This is a genomic window from Pseudomonas sp. BF-B-30 (genome assembly GCF_019956305.1).
In the GTDB taxonomy this organism is placed as follows: Bacteria; Pseudomonadota; Gammaproteobacteria; order Pseudomonadales; family Pseudomonadaceae; genus Aquipseudomonas; species Aquipseudomonas jessenii.
This window is the reverse complement of record NZ_JAHBDG010000006.1, coordinates 74,197-93,550: the sequence shown is the minus strand read 5'-3', so window position 1 is coordinate 93,550 and position 19,354 is coordinate 74,197. Positions and strand designations below refer to the sequence as shown.

14 protein-coding genes are annotated in these 19,354 nt (G+C 60.3%); 5 read left to right on the top strand and 9 right to left on the bottom strand.

What is annotated here, in order from left to right:
- Positions 1 to 77 precede the first annotated feature (77 nt).
- The 7 genes from cmk to mtnA all read right to left on the bottom strand — a co-directional run bounded on the left by cmk (position 78) and on the right by mtnA (position 10,699).
- Positions 78 to 767 (bottom strand): (d)CMP kinase, encoded by a 690-nt coding sequence (gene cmk / locus KGB29_RS04020; RefSeq protein ID WP_007973641.1) that lies wholly within the window; start codon positions 765 to 767, stop codon positions 78 to 80.
- Complete coding sequence (locus tag KGB29_RS04015; RefSeq protein WP_256355644.1) at positions 764 to 2,971, bottom strand: bifunctional prephenate dehydrogenase/3-phosphoshikimate 1-carboxyvinyltransferase; 2,208 nt, start codon at positions 2,969 to 2,971, stop codon at positions 764 to 766. The genes cmk and KGB29_RS04015 overlap by 4 nt, the downstream gene beginning before the upstream one ends.
- A 28-nt stretch (positions 2,972 to 2,999) precedes the next feature.
- A complete protein-coding gene (gene hisC, locus KGB29_RS04010) occupies positions 3,000 to 4,112 on the bottom strand; it encodes a histidinol-phosphate transaminase (protein WP_057713771.1) in 1,113 nt (370 codons plus the stop codon).
- A 13-nt stretch (positions 4,113 to 4,125) separates the two neighbouring features.
- Positions 4,126 to 5,220, bottom strand: a complete 1,095-nt coding sequence (gene pheA / locus KGB29_RS04005) for a prephenate dehydratase (RefSeq protein WP_007939916.1) — start codon at positions 5,218 to 5,220, stop codon at positions 4,126 to 4,128.
- A complete protein-coding gene (gene serC, locus KGB29_RS04000; RefSeq protein WP_057713770.1) occupies positions 5,220 to 6,305 on the bottom strand; it encodes a 3-phosphoserine/phosphohydroxythreonine transaminase in 1,086 nt (361 codons plus the stop codon). Before serC ends, pheA begins: the two co-directional genes overlap by 1 nt.
- 237 nt (positions 6,306 to 6,542) lie before the next feature.
- On the bottom strand, positions 6,543 to 9,197 hold the full coding sequence (gene gyrA, locus KGB29_RS03995; protein ID WP_057713769.1) for a DNA gyrase subunit A: 2,655 nt from the start codon (positions 9,195 to 9,197) through the stop codon (positions 6,543 to 6,545).
- 425 nt (positions 9,198 to 9,622) lie between these two features.
- Positions 9,623 to 10,699 carry an S-methyl-5-thioribose-1-phosphate isomerase gene (mtnA, locus tag KGB29_RS03990; RefSeq protein ID WP_057713768.1) on the bottom strand — a complete coding sequence of 359 codons (1,077 nt, stop codon included), beginning with the start codon at positions 10,697 to 10,699 and terminating at the stop codon, positions 9,623 to 9,625.
- 108 nt (positions 10,700 to 10,807) lie between these two features.
- Between mtnA and KGB29_RS03985 the strand changes: the two genes are divergently transcribed.
- From KGB29_RS03985 to KGB29_RS03965, 5 genes are all read left to right on the top strand, one after another.
- Entirely contained in the window at positions 10,808 to 12,142 is a 1,335-nt protein-coding gene (locus KGB29_RS03985) for a TRZ/ATZ family hydrolase (protein WP_150812240.1), read from the top strand.
- A gap of 58 nt (positions 12,143 to 12,200) precedes the next feature.
- Positions 12,201 to 12,899: a bifunctional 2-polyprenyl-6-hydroxyphenol methylase/3-demethylubiquinol 3-O-methyltransferase UbiG gene (ubiG, locus tag KGB29_RS03980; RefSeq protein ID WP_103397011.1), complete on the top strand. Its 699-nt coding sequence runs from the start codon at positions 12,201 to 12,203 to the stop codon at positions 12,897 to 12,899.
- A 4-nt stretch (positions 12,900 to 12,903) separates the two neighbouring features.
- Positions 12,904 to 13,575 carry an N-acetylmuramic acid 6-phosphate phosphatase MupP gene (gene mupP / locus KGB29_RS03975; protein ID WP_057713765.1) on the top strand — a complete coding sequence of 224 codons (672 nt, stop codon included), beginning with the start codon at positions 12,904 to 12,906 and terminating at the stop codon, positions 13,573 to 13,575.
- A 170-nt stretch (positions 13,576 to 13,745) separates the two neighbouring features.
- The gene (locus tag KGB29_RS03970) at positions 13,746 to 14,486 is read left to right on the top strand and encodes a YciK family oxidoreductase (RefSeq protein ID WP_007999919.1); all 741 of its coding nucleotides are present in this window, start codon (positions 13,746 to 13,748) and stop codon (positions 14,484 to 14,486) included.
- Between the two features lie 377 nt (positions 14,487 to 14,863).
- A complete protein-coding gene (locus KGB29_RS03965; protein WP_057713764.1) occupies positions 14,864 to 15,790 on the top strand; it encodes a GGDEF domain-containing protein in 927 nt (308 codons plus the stop codon).
- Positions 15,791 to 15,926: 136 nt separating this feature from the next.
- On the opposite strand, the gene KGB29_RS03960 is transcribed toward KGB29_RS03965, so the two are convergent.
- Both KGB29_RS03960 and KGB29_RS03955 read right to left on the bottom strand, forming a co-directional pair.
- Positions 15,927 to 16,688: an iron-containing redox enzyme family protein gene (locus KGB29_RS03960; RefSeq protein WP_263290313.1), complete on the bottom strand. Its 762-nt coding sequence runs from the start codon at positions 16,686 to 16,688 to the stop codon at positions 15,927 to 15,929.
- A gap of 76 nt (positions 16,689 to 16,764) precedes the next feature.
- Positions 16,765 to 19,224 carry an EAL domain-containing protein gene (locus KGB29_RS03955; RefSeq protein ID WP_154860287.1) on the bottom strand — a complete coding sequence of 820 codons (2,460 nt, stop codon included), beginning with the start codon at positions 19,222 to 19,224 and terminating at the stop codon, positions 16,765 to 16,767.
- Between the last annotated feature and the right edge of the window lie 130 nt (positions 19,225 to 19,354).

The window sequence follows — 19,354 nt, the reverse complement described above, 5'->3', positions numbered from 1 at the left end:
ACCCCAGACGGTGTGGGTTAGTTTCATTTAAAAGAAGCCACCGCAGGACTATGACTGGTCCCCTGCGGCCTTCTTGGTCACCCGGCGATATCGCGAATGGCGATCTCGCTCATGATGCGTTCCAGCACCTGGTCGATGGATAATTCCGTGGAATCCAGCTGTATGGCGTCAGCCGCCGGTTTAAGCGGGGCTACCGCTCGCTGGGTGTCACGCTCATCGCGCGCACGTATCTCATCTAGCAGACTCGACAGACTAACACCCTCGACCTTGCCCTTCAACTGCAAATATCGACGGCGCGCCCGCTCCTCGGCGCTGGCGGTCAGAAAAATCTTCAGCGGTGCGTCCGGAAAAACCACTGTGCCCATGTCGCGACCATCCGCCACAAGGCCCGGCGCCTCCTGAAAAGCCCGTTGGCGCTGCAGCAGCGCCTCGCGTACAGCCGGCAACGCAGCTACCTGGGAAGCACCGGAACCGACGCTTTCGGTGCGAATGACATCACTGACTTCATCACCTTCCAGAATGATGCGTTGCAACTGACCGTCCGTCGCCGCAATGAACTGCACATCCAGATGAGCGGCGAGTTTCTTCAGCAGCTCTTCATTGGTCAGGTCGACACCATGGTTATGCGCGGCGAAGGCCAGCAATCGGTACAACGCACCGGAGTCCAGCAGGTTCCAGCCCAGGCGCTTGGCCAGAATCCCGGCTACCGTACCCTTGCCCGAACCGCTTGGCCCATCGATGGTGATGACCGGTGCAATGTTGTTCACGACTGTGCCTCTTGCGCCACGCGAATACCGACCTGTGCGCACAGCGCCAGGAAATTCGGGAACGACGTCGCGACGTTGGCGCAATCATGAATGCGGATTGGCGCACTGGCGCGCAGCGAAGCGACGCTGAACGCCATGGAGATACGGTGATCACCATGACCGTGCACTTCACCGCCGCCGATCTGACCGCCGTCGATGATGATGCCATCCGGGGTTGGCTCGCACTTGACGCCCAGCGCCAGCAAACCATCCGCCATGACCTGGATGCGATCCGACTCCTTGACCCGCAGCTCTTCGGCACCACGTAACACGGTGCGCCCTTCGGCACAGGCTGCGGCGACGAACAGCACCGGGAACTCGTCGATCGCCAGCGGAACCAGCGCCTCGGGAATCTCGATACCCTTGAGTTTAGCTGCACGTACGCGCAAGTCAGCCACCGGTTCGCCACCCACTTCACGCTGGTTTTCCAGGGTGATGTCAGCGCCCATCAGGCGCAGGATGTCGATCACGCCGGTACGGGTCGGGTTGATGCCGACGTGTTCCAGCACCAGTTCCGAACCTTCAGCGATCGATGCCGCTACCAGGAAGAACGCCGAGGACGAAATATCACCCGGGACTTCAATGTGGGTCGCGGTCAGCTTGTTGCCGGACTCGACCGATGCGGTCGCACCGTTGACCGTTACCGGGTAGCCGAAGCCACGCAGCATGCGCTCGGTATGGTCACGGGTCGGAGCAGGCTCGGTGACCGTGGTCTTGCCTTCGGCATACAGACCGGCCAGCAGCAGGCAGGACTTAACCTGGGCACTGGCCATCGGCATGGTATAGGTCAGGCCCTTGAGCTTGTTACCACCACGAATGGTCATCGGTGGACGACCTTCGGCGGCGGTTTCGATCACCGCGCCCATTTCACGCAGCGGATTGGCCACGCGATTCATCGGGCGCTTGGACAGCGAAGCGTCGCCGGTCAGGGTGCTGTCGAAGTTCTGCGCAGCCAACAGGCCGGACAGCAGACGCATCGAAGTACCGGAGTTGCCCAGATAGATCGGGCCCGGTGCCGGCTTCAGGCCATGCAGGCCGACGCCGTGAATGGTCACGCGACCGTGGTGCGGACCTTCGATGACCACGCCCATGTCACGGAACGCCTGCAAGGTCGCCAGGGCATCTTCGCCCTCGAGGAAACCTTCGACTTCGGTGACGCCTTCGGCCAGGGAGCCAAGCATGATCGAACGGTGGGAAATCGATTTGTCACCCGGTACGCGAATCCGACCGGACAGGCGGCCACCAGGTTGAGCCAGGAAAATCAGATCGTTGGAATTCATAGCGTCCACATAGGCCCTGCGGGCCAGGATTTTACTGAAATGCTCGCGGGCAACCCGGGCGCGAGTGAAAACGCCCAACAATTGGTGCCCATCCCCTGCATCGACCGCGTCGCGCAAGGCGTCGAGATCGCTGCGAAATGTATCGAGTGTGCGCAGGACAGCTTCGCGGTTGGCGAGGAAGATGTCGTGCCACATGACCGGGTCGCTTCCGGCGATTCTTGTGAAATCGCGGAAACCGCCCGCAGCGTAACGGAAGATCTCAAGATTTTCATTGCGTTTGGCCAGCGAATCGACCAGGCCGAACGCCAGCAAGTGCGGCAGATGGCTGGTCGCGGCCAGTACTTCGTCGTGACGCTCGACCTGCATGTGCTCGACATCGGCGCCCAACTCGCGCCACAAACGGTCGACTACCGCCAGGGCTGCCGGATCGGTTTGCTCCAGCGGCGTCAGGATCACTTTGTGGCGACGGAACAGTTCAGCGTTGGAGGCTTCCACCCCACTCTGCTCTGAACCGGCAATCGGGTGCCCCGGCACAAAGCATGACGGCATCTTGCCAAATGCTTCGGTGGCCGCGCGCACCACATTGCCCTTGGCACTGCCGACATCGGTCAGGATCGCCCGCCCCAGATCCATGCCCGCCAGACGCGCAAGCACTTTCTCCATGGCCAGGATCGGCACCGCCAGCTGGATGACGTCGGCGCCCTGACAAGCAATGCCCAGGTCTTCCTCGCAGCGATCCACCACACCCAACTCGACCGCGAGCTTGCGCGATTGCGGATCGAGATCGACTCCAACCACTTCGCGGCACAGACCGCTTTCACGCAAGCCCTTGGCAAACGAACCGCCGATCAACCCGAGACCGACCACCACCAGGCGACCGATCATAGGCTCAGCAGATTGCAGCGCAGTGACATCAACCACGAGCCAGAACCTTGGTCAGCGCCTCAAGGAAGCGGCTGTTCTCTGCCGGCAGGCCAATGGTGATGCGCAGGTGGTTTGGCATGCCGTAGTTGGCCACCGGACGCACGATCACGCCTTCACGAAGCAAGCCCTGGAACACCGGGGCCGCAACCTGACCGAGATCGACGCAAATGAAATTGCCTTTGGATGGTATCCAGCTCAGCCCCAGCTCACGGAAACCGGCCTCCAGCTGCTGCATGCCGGACTCGTTCAACTGACGGCTTTGCGCCAGATACTCTTCGTCCTTCAACGCCGCACAGGCCGCGGCCAAGGCCAGGCTGTTGACGTTGAACGGCTGGCGTACACGGTTCAGCACGTCTGCGACCACCGCCGTGGACAAGCCATAACCCACGCGCAGCGCCGCCAGGCCATAGGCCTTGGAGAAGGTGCGGGAAACCAGCAGGTTCGGATAAGCCGCCAGGAAATCCAGGCCATCCGGCAGATCGCTGCCTTCGGCGTATTCGATGTAAGCCTCGTCCAGTACGACCAGCACATGCTCCGGCACATCCTGCAGGAATTCGTCCAGCGCCTCGGCGTCGAACCAGGTCCCGGTCGGGTTGTTCGGGTTGGCGATGAACACCACGCGGGTGTTGGCATCGATCGCCGCCAGCATGGCAGGCAGGTCATGCCCCCAATCCTTGGCCGGAACCACCTTGGCCTGTGCGCCGACCGCCTGAGTGGCAATCGGGTAGACAGCGAACGCATGCTCGCTGAACACGGCGTTCAGGCCCGGCGCCAGATAAGCACGCGCAACCAGTTCCAGGATGTCGTTGGAACCGTTGCCCAACGTGACCTGGTCGAGTTCGACACGACACTGCTCGGCCAGCAGGCTCTTGAGGGCAAAACCGTTGCCATCCGGATAACGGGTCAGCTCGGCCAGCGCATCGCGGATCGCCGCCAGCGCCTTGGGACCAGCGCCCAGCGGGTTTTCGTTGCTCGCCAGCTTGATGATGCTGGCTGGATCGAGGTCCAGCTCACGCGCCAGTTCGTCCACGGGCTTGCCCGGAACGTAAGGCGAAAGTTGTTGCACGCCCGGCTGTGCCAGAGCGAGGAAATTGCCACTCATTTGCTACCGCCCCTTAGAGAACTGCTTTCGGGTAGGAACCCAGCACCTTGAGTGCCACCGCTTCCTGACTGATCTTTTCCAGCACACCTTTGACCAAGGGGTCGCGGTGGTGGCCGACGAAGTCGATGAAGAACACATAGGTCCATTTACCGCTGCGCGACGGACGAGTCTCGATTCGCGTCAGGTCGATGCCATTGTCGTGGAACGGCACCAGCAACTCGTGAAGCGCACCCGGCTTGTTGCTCATCGAAACGATGATCGATGTCTTGTCGTCGCCGGTCGGTGGCACTTCCTGGTTGCCGATCATGAGGAAGCGCGTGGAGTTATCCGGACGGTCCTCGATTTTTTCGGCCAGACGGGTCAAGCCGTACAGGCCGGCCGCCATATCGCCGGCAATCGCCGCCGAGTTCCACTCACCCTTGACCCGCTTGGCCGCTTCGGCGTTGCTGGACACCGCCACGCGCTCGACATTCGGGTAATGGGCGTCCAGCCACTTGCGGCACTGGGCCAGTGACTGGGCGTGGGAGTAGATGCGGCTGATGCTGTCGGTCTTGGTGTTTTCACCGACCAACAGGTGATGGTGGATACGCAGCTCGACTTCACCGCAGATCACCATGTCATGTTCGAGGAAGCTGTCGAGGGTGTGGTTGACCGCGCCTTCGGTGGAGTTCTCCACCGGCACCACACCAAAATTCACCGCCCCCGCCGCCACTTCACGGAACACTTCGTCGATCGCCGCCATCGGCTTGCTGATCACGGCGTGGCCGAAGTGCTTCATGGCCGCTGCCTGAGTGAAGGTGCCTTCAGGGCCGAGATAAGCCACTTTCAGCGGCTGTTCGAGCGCCAGGCACGAAGACATGATTTCACGGAACAACCGCGCCATCTCTTCGTTGCCCAGCGGCCCCTGGTTGCGCTCCATGACACGCTTGAGCACCTGAGCTTCGCGCTCGGGACGATAGAACACCGGCACTTCGCCTTCGGCCAGCGAGGCCATCTTTACTCGCGCGACTTCCTGGGCGCAGCGCGCACGCTCACTGATCAGCTCCAGGACCTTTTCGTCCAGGGCATCAATGCGCAGGCGCAGTGCCTTGAGTTCTTGCTCAGACATTAGCCGTGTTCCTTCTCGAACTCTGCCATGTACGAAATCAGCGCATTGACGGCGTTGATGTCGACGGCGTTATAGATGGAGGCGCGCATGCCACCCACGGAACGGTGGCCCTTGAGGTTCAACAGACCACGCTCGTCGGCACCGGCCAGGAACGGCTTGTCCAGGCGATCATCAGCCAGGCGGAACGGCACGTTCATCCACGAGCGGTCCGACTTGTTGATCGGGTTGCTATACAGGCCGCTGGCATCGATGAAGCTGTACAGCGTGCGCTGCTTGACTTCGTTGAGCTTGCCGATGGCCTCGACGCCGCCCTGTTCCTTGAGCCACTCGAACACCAGGCCGGACAGGTACCAGGCCAGCGTCGGCGGGGTGTTGTACATCGAACCGTTATCGGCCGCGACCTTGTAGTCGAGCATGGTCGGGCACAGGGAACGGGCCTTGCCCAGCAGGTCTTCGCGTACGATGTTGACGACGATACCGCTCGGGCCGATGTTTTTCTGGGCACCGGCGTAGATCATGCCGAAGCGCGACACATCCACCGGGCGCGACAGGATGTCCGAGGACATGTCGGCCACCAGCGGAACATCGCCGGTTTCCGGGATCCACTGAAACTCCAGGCCGCCGATGGTTTCGTTCGGCGCGTAGTGAACGTAGGCCGCGTCTTTCGACAGCTTCCACTCGTTCTGACCGGGAATGGCGAAATAATCGTAAGGCTTGGCGGTGGCGGCAACGTTGACGTGGCCGAAACGCGAAGCTTCTTCGATGGCCTTCTGCGACCAGATACCGGTGTCGATATAGTCGGCCGAGCCGTTTTCCGGCAACAGGTTCAGAGGGATCTGAGCAAATTGCTGGCTGGCGCCGCCTTGCAGAAACAGCACTTTATAGTTCGAGGGGATATTCAGCAGATCACGCAGATCCTGCTCGGCCTTGGTGGCGATGGACACGAACTCATCACTGCGATGGCTCATTTCCATGACCGACAGACCCTTGCCGTGCCAGTCGAGGAGTTCACCCTGGGCGCGCTGCAGGACAGCTTCGGGAAGCGCCGCAGGACCGGCACAGAAGTTATAGGCTCTCTTGCTCACATCCAATCTCGCTCTGATTTGGTGGTATCACGCAATAAATCACAACATCAATCACCACGGAACCAATGTGGGAGCGGGCTTGCTCGCGAAAGCGGTGTTTCAGGCGACATCTGTGCTGAATGTCAGACCGTATTCGCGAGCAAGCCCGCTCCCACATTTGATCGTCGTGGGTGTCGAAATTTTCTAAAGGGACAAACAACAAGGGGGCGAATTTTCATCCGCCCCCTGCTTGCCCACTTATTCCTGTGGTTCTTCGTCAGCGGCGGCGTCGAGTTGCTGGTCTTCGGCAACGTCGTCGATCACGACTTCACCAACAAACCCTTCACCCTCTTCACCTTCCAGCTCTTCACCCTCGACTTCCGACGGCTCTTGAACCCGCTCCAGCCCGACCAGTGTTTCGTCGTTGGCCAGTTTGATCAGGGTCACGCCCTGGGTGTTACGACCCAGGCTGGACACTTCGTCGACACGGGTACGCACCAGGGTGCCCTGGTCGGAAATCAGCATGATTTCCTCGCCGTCGAGTACCTGGACCGCACCGACCAGACGGCCGTTACGTTCGTTGCTGACCATGGCGATAACGCCCTGACCGCCACGTTTGTATTCAGGGAACTCGGTGATCGCCGTGCGCTTGCCGTAGCCACGCGCCGAAGCGGTGAGGATCTGGCTGCCTTCTTCCGGAATCAGCATGGAAATCAGCTTCTGACCTTCCGGCAGACGCATGCCGCGCACACCGCGGGCGGTACGGCCCATGGCGCGAACGTCGGATTCCTTGAAACGGGTCACTTTGCCTCCGTCGGAGAACAGCATGACTTCACGCTCGCCATCGGTGATGGCCGCGGAAATCAGCACGTCGCCTTCATCCAGTTCCAGTGCGATCAGGCCGACGCTGCGTTGACGACTGAAGGATTCCAGCGGGGTCTTCTTCACGGTGCCGTTGGCGGTGGCCATGAAGATGTAATGACCTTCGGTGTATTCCTCGACCGGCAGCATGGTGGTGATGTACTCACCGTCGTCCAGCGGCAGCAGGTTGACCAGCGGACGACCACGGGCAGCGCGGGACGCTTCAGGGATTTCGTAGGTTTTCAGCCAGTACACCTTGCCCTTGCTGGAGAACAGCAGCAGCGTGGTGTGGCTGTTGGCAACCAGCAGGTGAGCGATGTAGTCCTCATCCTTGACGCCGGTCGCCGACTTGCCTTTACCGCCACGACGCTGGGCCTGGTACGCAGCCAGCGGCTGGGTCTTGGCGTAGCCACCGTGGGAAATGGTCACGACGCGCTCTTCTTCCGGGATCATGTCACCCAGGGTCAGGTCGAGACGGGCATCGAGGATTTCGGTACGACGCACGTCGCCGTACTCGGCGCGAATCACTTCCAGCTCTTCGCGAATCACTTCCATCAGGCGCGTGGCGCTGTTGAGGATGCGGATCAGCTCGCCGATCTGGTTGAGGATCTCTTGATACTCGGCCAGCAGCTTTTCGTGTTCCAGGCCGGTCAGGCGGTGCAGACGCAGTTCCAGAATGGCTTGCGCCTGCTCTGGCGACAGGAAGTACTTGCCGTCGCGCAGACCGTATTGCGGATCGAGGTTTTCCGGACGGCACGAATCGGCGCCGGCACGCTCGACCATCGCCACCACAGCCGAGGACTCCCAAGGGGTGCTGACCAGCGCTTCCTTGGCTTCCGACGGCGTTGGCGACGCCTTGATCAGGGCGATGACCGGGTCGATGTTCGACAGGGCAACGGCTTGACCTTCAAGGATGTGACCACGCTCGCGCGCCTTGCGCAGTTCGAACACGGTACGACGGGTAACCACTTCGCGACGGTGACGGACGAAGGCTTCCAGCAGGTCCTTGAGGTTCAGGATCCGCGGACGGCCGTCGATCAGCGCGACGATGTTGATACCGAACACCGCTTGCAGCTGGGTCTGGGCGTAGAGGTTGTTGAGGATGACCTCAGGCACTTCGCCGCGACGCAGCTCGATCACGACGCGCATACCGTCCTTGTCGGACTCGTCGCGCAGTTCGGTGATGCCTTCGAGCTTCTTCTCTTTTACCAGCTCGGCGATCTTCTCGATCAGACGCGCCTTGTTCAGCTGGTAAGGGAGTTCGGTGATGACGATCTGCTGACGGCCACCGACCTTGTCGATGTCTTCGATCATCGAGCGGGCACGCATGTAAATGCGCCCGCGACCGGTGCGGTAGGCTTCGATGATGCCGGCACGACCGTTGATGATCGCTGCGGTCGGGAAGTCCGGACCGGGGATGTATTGCATCAGTTCATCGACAGTCAGCTCTGGATTGTCGATGAGCGCCAGGCAACCGTCGATGACTTCACCGAGGTTGTGCGGCGGAATGTTGGTCGCCATGCCCACGGCGATACCGCTGGAGCCGTTGACCAGCAGGTTGGGAATACGGGTCGGCATGACCGCCGGGATCATTTCGGTGCCGTCGTAGTTCGGCACCCAGTCCACGGTTTCTTTATGCAGGTCAGCCAGCAGCTCGTGCGCCAGCTTGGTCATGCGCACTTCGGTGTATCGCATGGCCGCGGCGTTGTCGCCGTCCACCGAACCGAAGTTGCCCTGGCCGTCTACCAGCAGGTAGCGCAGGGAGAATGGCTGCGCCATCCGAACGATGGTGTCGTACACCGCGGTATCACCGTGCGGGTGATACTTACCGATCACGTCACCGACAACACGGGCAGATTTCTTGTACGGCTTGTTGAAGTCGTTGCCCAGCTCGCTCATCGCGAACAGCACGCGCCGGTGCACGGGCTTCAAGCCATCGCGCGCATCCGGCAGTGCCCGCCCGACAATTACGCTCATCGCGTAGTCGAGGTAGGACTGCTTCAGCTCGTCTTCGATATTGACCGGGAGGATTTCTTTGGCCAGTTCGCCCATGAGAAGCCTGATTCCTTTTTCTGGTGAAACTTCGTCACATCCATATGGGACCAACGAAGCTCGCCGATACAGGCTGAGTGCCATGCACCGACTTACGACAAATCAACGAGTTATGCCATGGATCTGCGCAGTACGGGTCGCCACTTCGGGCAACCCTGGAAACCGCCGGATGTTATCACAAGAGCCGCCACGCACCTATCCCCCAGATGCGCATGGAGAGTAGTTAGTTGACCGGTGACAGGCTTGAAGGGGACGAGAGGGGCTTAGAGCCGTGTTGAATGGAGAATTTGTGGCTGATTCGGGTTGGTTCATTGGGTTTGACGGCCCCATCGCGAGCAAGCTCGCTCCCACAGGTTTTGTGTGCACCGCAAACACTGTGGGAGCGAGCTTGCTCGCGATGGCGATTCCTCAGACGCCGGAGATGATCAATGCAGACGCTTGCGGCACATCAACTGCGCCATCTTCGCCGTATCCGGGCGTTCGACGATGCCTTTTTCGGTGACGATCGCATCGATCAGGTCCGCCGGAGTCACATCGAACACCGGATTGAACGCTTCGACATCCGCGCCCACCCGCTTGCCGCCGACCTCCAGCAACTCGCGGCCATCACGCTCCTCAATCGGAATGTCATCGCCGCTGGCCAGGTGCATGTCGATGGTCGAACTCGGCGCCACCACCATGAAGCGCACGCCGTGGTGCATGGCGTTGACGGCCAGTTGATAGGTGCCGATCTTGTTGGCCACGTCGCCATTGGCGGTGATCCGGTCAGCACCGACGATGACCCAGGTAGGGCCTTTGGTCTTCATGATATGCGCGGCGGCGGAATCGACATTGAGGGTCACGGGAATGCCTTCATTGGCCAGTTCCCACGCGGTCAGCCGCGAGCCCTGCAGCCATGGGCGGGTTTCGTCGACATACACCCGCTCGACCATGCCCTCGATGAAAGCCCCACGAATCACCCCCAGCGCCGTGCCAAAGCCGCCCGTGGCCAGTGCGCCGGTGTTGCAGTGAGTCAGGATCGCCTGGGCGTTGCCCTGATGCTTGCGGATCAGGTCCACACCCAGTTGCGCCATGGTCAGGTTGGCTTCGCGATCGCTTTCGTGAATGGCGATGGCCTCTGCTTCCAGCACCTCCAGCGGATCGGCATTGTCTTTCAGGCGATCAAGCCGGTCGTGCATGCGGCCCAGCGCCCAGAACAGGTTGACTGCAGTGGGACGGGAATCGGCCAGCAGCGCGAAATCCTCTTCCAGCGCCGCGTACCAGTCGCCACCTTCGGCAATCCGGGCACGGGCCGCGAGCACGATGCCATAAGCGGCACTGATACCAATCGCCGGCGCACCGCGCACCACCATCGAGCGAATGGCCTCGGCCACACCGGCTGCACTGGTGTAGGCGATCCAGGTTTCCTCGAACGGCAAAATGCGCTGATCCAGCAGATGGAGAGCGCCATCACGCCAATCGATGGCCTTTACCTTTTCCGCAGCCAACAGTCGATCGCGCATCCCTCACCCCGCACTCATGAACAAAAGCCGCCGATTATAGCGATCCCCCCGCGAAGACGCTCGGGTATACTTCGCCATCCTTTACAAAAGCACTGGAACCGACCCTCGATGCCGAACACTGCCGCTGCGCTCGACCTGTTATTGCTGCCGACCTGGCTGGTACCCGTCGAACCCGCTGGTGTTGTCCTCAAGGAACACGGCGTGGGCATCCGTGATGGGCGCATCGTGTTTATCGGCCCACGTTCCGCCGCACTGAAGCTTAACGCAACCGAAACCCGCGAGTTGCCCGACATGTTGCTCAGCCCCGGCCTGATCAATGCCCACGGGCACGCGGCGATGACGCTGTTCCGTGGCCTGGCCGATGACCTGCCATTGATGACCTGGCTGGAAAACCACATCTGGCCCGCCGAAGCCAAGTGGGTCGACGAGGACTTCGTGCGCGACGGCACGGATCTGGCCATCGCCGAGCAAATCAAAGGTGGCATCACCTGTTTCTCTGACATGTACTTCTTCCCGAAGGTTGCCAGCGAGCGCGTGCACAACAGCGGCATTCGCGCGCAGATCGCGATTCCGATCCTCGACTTCCCCATTCCGGGCGCCGCTACAGCGGACGAAGCCATTCGTCAGGGTGTCGAGTTGTTTGGCGATCTCAAGCACCACGAGCGCATCAAAATCACCTTTGGCCCCCATGCACCCTACACCGTGGGCGATGAAAACCTGGAAAAAATCCGGGTGATCGCCGAAGAACTGGACGCCTCGATCCACATGCACGTGCATGAAACGGCGTTTGAAGTGCAGCAATCGGTCGAGCAGCGCGGCGAACGACCGCTGGCCCGACTGGCGCGCCTGGGCTTGCTGGGGCCACGCTTCCAGGCGGTTCACATGACCCAGATCAGCGAAGAAGACATGACACTGCTGGTAGAAAGCAACAGCAGTGTGATTCATTGCCCGGAATCGAACCTGAAGCTGGCCAGCGGGTTCTGCCCGGTAGAGCGCTTGTGGCAGGCTGGGGTCAATGTCGCGGTCGGCACCGATGGCGCGGCCAGCAACAACGACCTGGACCTGCTCGGCGAAACCCGCACCGCGGCCCTGCTGGCCAAGGCTGTCGCCGGCTCGGCCACCGCGCTGGATGCCCATCGTGCCTTGCGCATGGCCACCCTCAACGGCGCCCGGGCACTGGGTATCGAGGCCGAAGTCGGTTCGCTGGAAATCGGCAAGGCCGCGGACATGGTGGCTTTCGATCTCTCGGGCCTGGCCCAGCAGCCGGTCTACGACCCGGTTTCGCAGCTTATATACGCCACCGGCCGGGACTGCGTGAAACACCTTTGGGTTGCCGGCAAGCAGTTGCTCGACGACCGTCGCCTGACACGCCTGGATGAACAACAGCTTGGCACTGTCGCGAAGGCCTGGGGCCGGCGCATCAGCGGCCGCACCGAATCGTAAGCACCCTGGAGCACAATCCGGGGCAACAGGATTTTTCAAGTTTTAGAGGACTTAAACCATGAGCAACGTCGACTACGCCGAAATCGCCAAATTCGAGGCCCTGGCCCATCGCTGGTGGGACCGCGAAAGCGAATTCAAACCGCTGCACGACATCAACCCGCTGCGGGTGAACTGGATTGACGAGCGGGTCAACCTGGCCGGCAAGAAGGTCCTCGACGTCGGTTGCGGCGGCGGCATCCTCAGCGAGGCCATGGCTCAGCGCGGCGCGACCGTGATGGGTATCGACATGGGCGAAGCGCCGTTGGCGGTTGCCCAGCTTCATCAGCTGGAGTCGGGCGTGAGCGTCGAATACCGGCAGATCACCGCCGAAGCCCTGGCCGAGGAAATGCCCGAGCAGTTCGACGTGGTCACCTGCCTGGAAATGCTTGAGCACGTGCCAGACCCGTCGTCGGTCATCCGTGCCTGCTTCCGCATGGTCAAGCCCGGCGGCCAGGTGTTCCTCTCGACCATCAACCGCAATCCGAAGGCGTACCTGTTCGCCATCGTCGGTGCCGAATACATCATGAAGTTGCTGCCGCGCGGCACCCACGACTTCAAGAAATTCATTCGCCCTTCCGAACTTGGCGCCTGGAGCCGCATGGCCGGCCTGACCGTCAAGGACATCATCGGCCTGACCTACAACCCGCTGACCAAGCACTACAAACTGGCCTCCGACGTGGACGTCAACTACATGATCCAGACCCTGCGCGAGGAGTAACCCGATGCCTATCAGAGCAGTTCTTTTCGACATGGACGGCACCCTGCTCGACACCGCGCCGGACTTCATTGCGATCTGTCAGGCGATGCGTGCCGACCGCGGCTTGCCACCGATGAACGACAAACACATTCGCGACGAGATTTCCGGCGGCGCCAAGGCGATGGTCGCAGTGACCTTCTCCATGGACCCGGAATCGCCGGGATTCGAGGAATTGCGCCTGGAGTTCCTGGAGCGCTACCTCGTCGGTTGCGCCGTCCATAGCAAGCTGTTCGACGGCATGGGCGAACTGCTGGCCGACATCGAAAAAGCCAACCTGATCTGGGGCGTAGTGACCAACAAGCCACTGCGGTTTGCCGAGCCGATCATGCAGCAACTGGGGCTGGCCGAGCGTTCGGCACTGCTGATCTGCCCGGATCACGTGAAGAACAGCAAACCCGATCCAGAGCCGCTGATCCTCGCCTGCAAGATGCTCGACCTCGATCCGGCCAGCGTGCTGTTCGTTGGCGATGACCTGCGCGACATCGAGTCCGGCCGTGATGCCGGCACCAAGACCGCTGCAGTGACCTTCGGCTATATCCACCCGGATGACAACCCGCGGCATTGGGGGGCGGATGTGGTGGTCGATCATCCGTTGGAGCTGCGCAAGGTTTTGGATAGCGCCCTCTGTAGCTGCTGAGACTGTCGTTGACCTCTGTAGGAGCGAGCTTGCTCGCGAAGAACCTGAGAGCGCCACGGGGTGCCAGACTTGTCGCGTCATCGTTTACGCCCATCGTCGGAACGCCGCCCGGAGCAAGCTCGCTCCTACAGGGATAGCGCTTGACCTGAAGAATTTTGTAGAGGTTTTTTATGTTTGATTATTCCGCCCGCCCCGAACTGCTCAAGGATCGGGTCATCCTGGTCACCGGCGCAGGACGCGGCATCGGTGCCGCAGCGGCAAAAACCTACGCGGCACACGGCGCAACCGTGCTGCTGCTGGGCAAGACCGAAGCCAACCTGACCCAGGTCTACGACGAAATCGAAGCCGCCGGCCATCCACAACCGGCAGTCATCCCCTTCAACCTCGAAACCGCCCTGCCCCATCAATACGATGAGCTGGCAGCGATGATCGAAAGCGAATTCGGGCATCTCGACGGTCTCCTGCACAATGCCTCGATCATCGGCCCGCGCACGCCGATCGAGCAGCTTTCCGGCGAAAACTTCATGCGGGTCATGCAAGTCAACGTCAATGCCATGTTCATGCTCACCAGCACCCTGCTGCCGCTGCTCAAGTTGTCGCAGGATGCCTCGGTGGTGTTCACTTCCAGCAGCGTCGGCCGCAAGGGGCGTGCGTATTGGGGCGCTTACGGCGTCTCCAAATTCGCCACTGAAGGCTTGATGCAAACCCTGGCTGACGAAGTCGATACTGTGGCCCCGGTGCGCTCCAACAGCATCAACCCGGGCGCCACCCGCACCAGCATGCGCGCCCAGGCTTACCCGGGTGAAAACCCGCTGAACAACCCGACGCCCGAGGAGATCATGCCGGTCTACCTTTACCTGATGGGCCCGGACAGCACCGGTATCAATGGCCAGGCGTTCAACGCCCAGTAACGACCGTACGTCGCTTTTTAGTGCCGCGCCAGCTTCCTGTCGCGGCACTTGAAGGCTCTCGGGTTCGAGCCAGGCACCTGTCAAACAAACGTCACACGCCGCGCTACACAGGCAGCAGACAACCAACAACCCATTGATTTAATACAGCTTTTATTCGGATGAACCGAATGGCACGACTTTCGCTCTAAGTTTGCTCAGACACGTAAAGTGAAAGCAGACGGGGGTGAAGCTTGAGCGCAGAGATTACTCATCTTCTACAAAGCGGATTAAACTTGTACGAAATGTCCTACGGGACTGACGGACCAGTACGACGCGCAGCCCTAAGCCGCTCTCACCCTGCTTGTAAGACAGCCTTACTGCTTAGGGGCGCATGCCTTATGAAACCACCTTCCCAGACCAACGCAATTGACTTCGATAGCGCCAAATTGCAGCGCCTGGGCTTTGGTCAGCAGCCGCCCCTCCTGGAAAGACCTGTCAGTCTTGCGCAATTGCGCCAGCAACTGAGCCTGCAGTTGCAAACCAGTCTGGAGCCGCAACGCATTCTTGGGACGTTCTATCGCGAGATTCAGCGGTTGGTACCGTTGGACGCCTTGTGCTACCAGCACAAGAGCAGTGACCTGCGCCTGGAGTTCGGCCAACGCGGCCACCACTCCATCAGTTACAGCCTCAGCCACGAAGGCGAACACCTGGGTGAGCTGATCTTCCGTCGCAATCAGCGTTTCAGCGAACAGGATCAGGGCAATCTCGAATCACTGCTAGCCGCACTGCTTTTCCCGATGCGCAATGCGCTGCTGTACCGTACCGCCACCCAAAGCGCACTGCGTGACCCGCTGACGGGTGCCGGTAACCGCATCGCCATGGACCAGACGCTGCAAAGGGAAATCGAACTGTCCCGGCGCCATCTGCAACCGTTGTCAGTACTGATGCTGGACATCGATCATTTCAAGCTAGTCAATGATACCCATGGCCACAGCACAGGTGATGACGTGCTCAAGGCGGTCGCCGCCACGATCAAAAACCAGCTGCGCAACGTGGACATGGTGTTCCGCTATGGCGGCGAGGAGTTCCTGATCCTGCTGTCGAATACCTGTCGCGAGGCCGCGGCCATGGTCGGTGAGCGGCTGCGGTTTGCAGCCCAGTCTGAAGAGTACCTGGCCGATGGTCACAGGATCCTGCTGACGGTCAGCCTCGGCTGTTCGACCCTGTTGCCCGGCGAGTCTGCCGAAAGCCTGTTGCGACGGGCAGACAGCGCGTTGTATGTGGCCAAGCGCGAAGGTCGTAACCGGCTGGAGATGGCGGGCTGATTTTTCAGCCACGACACAAACCAATGTGGGAGCGGGCTTGCTCGCGAATGCGGTGTATCAGGTGGCATGGATGTCACTGATATTCCGCCTTCGCGAGCAAGCCCGCTCCCACAGTTTTTATTGCGTGATTTCTGGATCAGCTCTCGGCCAATGCCATCCGCTCACGCACGACCGGTACCCGCTCTGCGTGCTCCATTTGCATGCAACGTTCGAGAAACAGGTACATATAGTCGTAGCTCTTGCAAACGGCCTGACGCAACTCCACCTGCAGGGATTTGCCGGGGTTGGTACCCGCCAATGTGCAGATGATCTCCAGGGCTTCCCATGGATGGGCATCGTCGTACTGGGCATGCATCTTCAGCCACTTCATCGCCCGCTTGCGATCTTCCTCGGGGAACGAGGCGGCGTAGATACCGTTGGAACACACTACCGCCGACCATTCCCCGGTCGCCCCTTCGATGGCGTAGTTGGTGGCGGCAATCGCAACGATCAGCGAGTCGGCTGAACTGGTGTGCCAGCACCAATGACTCAGGGCGTGAAGCTCGGGGGGAACCTGCTGAGCCTGCAGCTCTTCCAGGCTGACACCGTGCGCGCGACTCCAGTTCACCCAGTAATCGGCGTGGTTCAGCTCGACGCGGATGTTACGCATCAGCCAGCGACGGGCCATATCTTCGCCGGGATGACGGGCAAAGCGGGTCTTGGTCAGGTTTTGTGCCATATACAACGCGAACTGTTCGACCACCGGCCAGCCACCGATCAGATACTGGCGCATGGCCTTCGCACTGAGTTTGTTGTCTCGCATGCGTTGGTACAGTTCGTGTTCGACAACCCGGCGCTTGCTCTCGCTGCAATCCTGGATGAGGCGCTGGGCCCAGGCAGGGTAACTTGCAGCTTCCATGAGCGGTCCGGTTCGGTTGAATGTATCGATCACTGTCGAGCTCCTTTTGATTGTGATTGTAAGACCGGCAGGAGTCTCAACGGAACGTGCCAGGCGCCTTGAACAACAGCGGTTGAGGCCTGGCGGGACGACTTAACAGACTATCACTGGTAAACAACTGCGGGCGTTCAATCACATACCCTTGAGCGTAATCCACCCCGATCTCCAGCAATGCCTGCTCGATCTGGGGCGTTTCGACAAACTCGGCAATCGTGCGCTTACCCATCACATGGCCAATGTGATTGATCACTTCGACCATGGCGCGGTTAATCGGGTCGTCCAGCATATCCTTTACGAAACTCCCGTCGATCTTCAGGAAGTCTACAGGCAAATGTTTCAGGTACGCGAATGAGGACATTCCGGCGCAAAAATCATCCAGCGAAAAATGGCAGCCTAAGCCTTTGAGTTCATTAATGAATCGAATTGCGCTGCCAAGATTTGAAATGGCACTGGTTTCAGTAATTTCAAAACAAATCATTTCAGGCGGAATCGAATACGTCACAAACTGTTCGCGCAAGAAGTCCAGAAACGCCTCATCCCCGATCGTCGTGCCTGACAGATTGATCGCACACATGGCCAGCGGTCCGTGGCCTTGCTCGGCCCGGCATTGGGCGATGATCTTGAACACGTTTTGCACCACCCAACGATCAAGCGAGCTCATCAGGCCATAGCGTTCGGCTGCCGGAATGAAACTGTCGGGCAAGATCATCCGCCCGGCTTCATCATGTAATCGCAGCAGGATTTCAATGTGCCCGCCGTCCTGATCGACATGACCCAAGGGGGCGATTTCCTGGGCATACAGGCAGAAGCGGTCTTCCTCCAGCGCCATGTGCAAACGCTGCACCCAGGCCATCTCGCCGAAGCGCAGGGACAATTCCGAGTCATCCGGATGATAGACCTGGACCCGGTTCCGACCCTTTTCCTTGGCCATGTAGCACGCCATGTCGGCAGCACGCAGCGAGGCTTCGAGCGTCGTCGGGTTCTGCGCGACATGGACCAGCCCGATACTGACAGTGGTCACGAAAGGCCGGCCTTTCCAGACAAAATGCAGATTCTGCACCGTCTGGCGCAGGCTTTCGGCAATTTTCTCCGCCGCTTCCGGTGCGCAGTTTTCCAGCAGGATGCCGAACTCGTCGCCGCCAAGGCGCGCCAGGGTGTCGCCTTCGCGCAGCCCCGATTGCAACAGCGCGCAGATGTGCCGCAGCAGTTCGTCCCCCGCCGCGTGGCCGCAGGTGTCGTTGACCAGCTTGAACTGGTCCAGATCGAGGAACATCAGGGCATGGCGACCCGAATGGCGGGTCAGGTTGTGCAGCGCCTGTTCCAGGCGATATTCGAACTCGCGACGGTTGGCAAGGCCGGTCAAGGCATCGTGGGTCGCCTGCCACGACAGATTGGCGATGTACTGCCGCTCCTGGGTCATGTCATGCAGCACCAGCACCGTCCCGCTGACTTTGCCGGCATTGCGGATTGGCGCCCCCACCAGCGTCACCGACACCGTGCTGCCATCCAGGCGTTGAATCAGCTTGGAGTGCTCACTGCCGCCACTGAGTTGGCCGCTCAGAATATGCTCGATCAGGGTGAAACCATCGGTCTGGGCGTTTTCATCCAGCAGGTTGAACAGCGCCGCCAGCGGCAACCCTGTCGCTTGCTCGGCCTTCCAGTGGGTCATCGCCTCGGCCGCCGGATTCATGTAGGCGATTGCACCGGAAACATCCGTGGTGATCACCCCATCACCAATTGATTGCAGGGTGATCTGCGCCCGTTCTTTTTCCAGTTGCAGCGCATCGGCGAACGCATGGCGCTGCTTGAGCAGTTTATGGGTGCGCATCAGCGCCAGCGCAATCAATCCAAGAGCAGTGGCGAGGTTAGTCAGCAGCAGCAAACGAAGAATGACCCGCGAACCTTCACCCAAGGCATCGCTGAACGCCTTTGCCGCCGGCGTCACGCCGTCGTTGATGGCGAAAATCTGCTCCTTCCAGCGCTGTACATCCGCGCCGGAGGCCGGGCCGGCAGTGATGTGCTGATGCATGTCCCGCGCAACGTCATCGAGCTGGACCAGATAGGCATCCCCCACGGTCCAAAGGTTGATGGCTTTTTCGAGGTAACTGAAGTGACGAAAGTTGAGGTACAGCCAGATCAGGCTGGAAACGTCTTCCGGGTGGTTGCCACCCTTGAGAATCGCCACACGTGCCGCCTCGATATTCGGCGGTTGATGATCCAGCGCCACGCGCAACTCATGCCCGCCCTGAGGCACGGAAATAGCGTGCTGGTATTTACGAAAAATCGCTTCGTCGGCGCTATCGGCGTAGAGATTGAGATAATAGATGGCGTCTTTCTGCCCCTTGGACCACAGGCTTTCGCCGGCAACATAGCCGCGAACCGCCGACAGCACGTAAAGGCTAACGCCGCCCAACAAGGCTTGAAACACCACAACGGCGATAAAGGGCCAGACGATGCCCAACAGCCGTGGCGTTCCGAGAGTCCGCGTTTGATTCATGAGGTCCCTTGTATTGGCACTGCTTGCTCGTCTTCCGGACGAATTCGCTTTATCTAGACTAGGGGGCGTTCATGATCCCGGCAAGTAAGAACTGCCGCCTACCGTGAGTAGCGTTCTTTCAGCCACGCCA